The organism is Xanthobacter sp. BG11Y11_SDJG, from assembly GCF_057364445.1.
Window position 1 is genome coordinate 1 of the sequence record NZ_JBNFNU010000532.1, and the last position, 2,326, is coordinate 2,326.

Genomic DNA, 2,326 nt, shown 5'->3' on the forward strand with positions numbered 1-2,326 from the left:
GTGGTGGCGGCGCGCGCCCCCGAGCCGCGCCGGCTGTCGCGCGCGGCCGTGGAGGTGCTGGCCATCGTCGCCTACCACCAGCCGGTGACGCGCGCCGAGATCGAGGAGATCCGCGGCGTCTCCACCTCCAAGGGCACGCTGGACGTGCTGCTGGAGACCGGATGGGTGCGCCTGCGCGGCCGCGCAAGGCGCCGGGCCGGCCGTGACCTACGGCACCACGCCCGCTTTCCTGGTGCAGTTCGGGCTCGACCAGGTGCAGGATTTGCCGGGCCTCGACGAGATGAAGGGCGCCGGCCTCATCGACGGCCGCCTGCCGCCCGGCTTCACCATTCCGCTGCCCTCCGACGATCCGCAGCTGCACGAGGACGAGGAGACACTGGAGCCCGAGCCCCTGGACTTCGCCCTGACCCCGCCGCCCTCGGACGAGGACGAGCCCCAAGACGAGCCCGAGGAGCAGGAGGACGGCCGAGAGTGAGCACGCTCGCAAGCCTCGGCGTGCGCGCCCGCACCCCCGCCGCGATCGCCAAGCGCCTGTCGTTCGAGGACGTCAGCCTCGCCTACGGGGCGGTGCCGGCGGTGCGTGCCGTGTCGCTGGACGTGGAGCCGGGGGAGGTGGTCTGCCTGCTGGGCCATTCCGGCTGCGGCAAGACCTCGCTGCTGCGCCTTGCCGCCGGCATCGAGCGGCCGGATTCCGGCCGCATCCTGCTCGACGGGCGGGAAGTGGCCTCGCGCTCCACCTTCCTGCCGCCGGAAAAGCGCGGCGTCGGGCTGGTGTTCCAGGATTTCGCCCTGTTCCCGCATCTGACCAACCTGGAGAACGTGATGTTCGGCCTCGGCGCCCTGCCGCGGGCGGAGGGGCTCGCGGAGGCGCGGCGCGCGCTCGCCCGGGTCGACCTGGAGGAGGTGGCGAACGCCTATCCGCACGAATTGTCCGGCGGCCAGCAGCAGCGCGTGGCGCTCGCCCGCGCCATGGCGCCGCGCCCGGGCATTCTGCTGCTGGACGAGCCGTTCTCGGGCCTCGACCGGCGCCTGCGCGACCAGGTGCGCGCCGACACGCTGGCCGTGCTGCGCGACGCCAAGGCGACCTCCATCATCGTCACCCACGATCCCGAGGAGGCGATGCGCCTCGCCGACCGCATCGCTCTGGTGCGCCGCGGCGAACTGGTGCAGGTGGGCCGCCCGCGACGCTCTACCGCCAGCCGGCGGACCTCAACGTGGCGCGCTTCTTCTGCGAGATGAACGAGGCGCCCGGCAGCGCCGCCGGCGGGCGGGTGGAAACCGCGCTCGGCACCTTCCCCGTGCCGACCGACATTCCCGACGGCCCGGTGGTGGCGGCGGCGCGGCCGACCGGCATCCGCATCGGCCGCGCGGCTGCGGCGTGCCGGGGCGCGTCCTCGACCGGCGCTTCCTGGGCGAGCTCGATCTCGTGGAAGTGATGGTGGAGGGCATCGCCCGCCCGGTGGTCGCCCGGCTGAAGGACGCCGGAACGGTGGCGCGCGGCGAGGAGGTGGGCCTCTCCGTCGATCCGGCCGAGGTTCTTGTTTTCGCCGCTTCCGACGCCTAGTCTGCGCCCCACGCATGACCCGGTGCGATGCGCCGGGCCACAAGACAATCTGGAGGACGGTAAATGGGTTCGATGAGCATCTGGCACTGGATCGTGGTGCTGGCCGTGGTGCTCCTCCTGTTCGGTCGGGGCAAGATTTCCGATCTCATGGGTGACGTGGCGAAGGGCATCAAGTCCTTCAAGAAGGGCATGGCCGAGGACGACGAGCCGAAGACGGCGACCCCGCCCGAGGCCCCGCGCCCCATCCCGCACCAGAACGCGAGCGCCCCCGAGGCCGAGAAGAAGCCCGTCTGATCTCAGGCCGGCCCACCACAACCCCTTGAGGAGGGCGGCGGCTCCGCCGCCGGCTTGGCGCGCACATGTTCGAAATCGGCTGGTCGGAGCTGATGCTCATCGGCATCGTGGCGCTGATCGTGATCGGCCCGCACGAGCTTCCCACGTGCTGCGCACCGTGGGCAAGACCGTGACCAAGCTGCGCCGCATGGCCGGCGAGTTCCAGGGCCAGTTCCAGGAAGCCCTGCGCGAGGCGGACATCGCCGACATGCGCAAGGAGATCACCAACATCACCGACAGCGCGAAATCGACGCTGGCGACTGCCGACATGTTCGACCCGCTGAAGTCGATCCGCGAGGAGATTCGCTCCACCGTGGAGGGCGGCACCAAGGCCGAGCCGCCGCGCCCCGAGGAGCCGAAGGCGCCCGCGCCGGATGGCGCCCCGATCGCGGTCGCCGCTGACACGGCCCCTGCCGAACTGATCCCGCC

General features: G+C 72.0%; 5 protein-coding genes and 2 pseudogenes. All 7 read left to right on the forward strand.

What is annotated here, in order from left to right:
• Nucleotides 1-475 (forward strand): annotated as a pseudogene (scpB, locus tag AC2W7M_RS23970) (SMC-Scp complex subunit ScpB); the annotation flags it as partial.
• Nucleotides 472-1,239, forward strand: a complete 768-nt coding sequence (locus AC2W7M_RS23975) for an ABC transporter ATP-binding protein (protein WP_486135478.1) — start codon at nucleotides 472-474, stop codon at nucleotides 1,237-1,239. The pseudogene scpB and the gene AC2W7M_RS23975, both read left to right, overlap by 4 nt.
• Nucleotides 1,215-1,436, forward strand: a complete 222-nt coding sequence (locus tag AC2W7M_RS23980; protein WP_486135480.1) for a hypothetical protein — start codon at nucleotides 1,215-1,217, stop codon at nucleotides 1,434-1,436. Before AC2W7M_RS23975 ends, AC2W7M_RS23980 begins: the two co-directional genes overlap by 25 nt.
• Nucleotides 1,427-1,564, forward strand: a complete 138-nt coding sequence (locus AC2W7M_RS23985) for a hypothetical protein (protein WP_486135481.1) — start codon at nucleotides 1,427-1,429, stop codon at nucleotides 1,562-1,564. The genes AC2W7M_RS23980 and AC2W7M_RS23985 overlap by 10 nt, the downstream gene beginning before the upstream one ends.
• Before the next feature lie 63 nt (nucleotides 1,565-1,627).
• Complete coding sequence (locus tag AC2W7M_RS23990; RefSeq protein WP_486135483.1) at nucleotides 1,628-1,858, forward strand: twin-arginine translocase TatA/TatE family subunit; 231 nt, start codon at nucleotides 1,628-1,630, stop codon at nucleotides 1,856-1,858.
• 65 nt (nucleotides 1,859-1,923) lie between these two features.
• Nucleotides 1,924-2,031 (forward strand): twin-arginine translocase TatA/TatE family subunit, encoded by a 108-nt coding sequence (locus tag AC2W7M_RS23995; protein WP_486135485.1) that lies wholly within the window; start codon nucleotides 1,924-1,926, stop codon nucleotides 2,029-2,031.
• Nucleotides 2,004-2,326, forward strand: a pseudogene (locus AC2W7M_RS24000) (hypothetical protein); the annotation flags it as partial. The gene AC2W7M_RS23995 and the pseudogene AC2W7M_RS24000, both read left to right, overlap by 28 nt.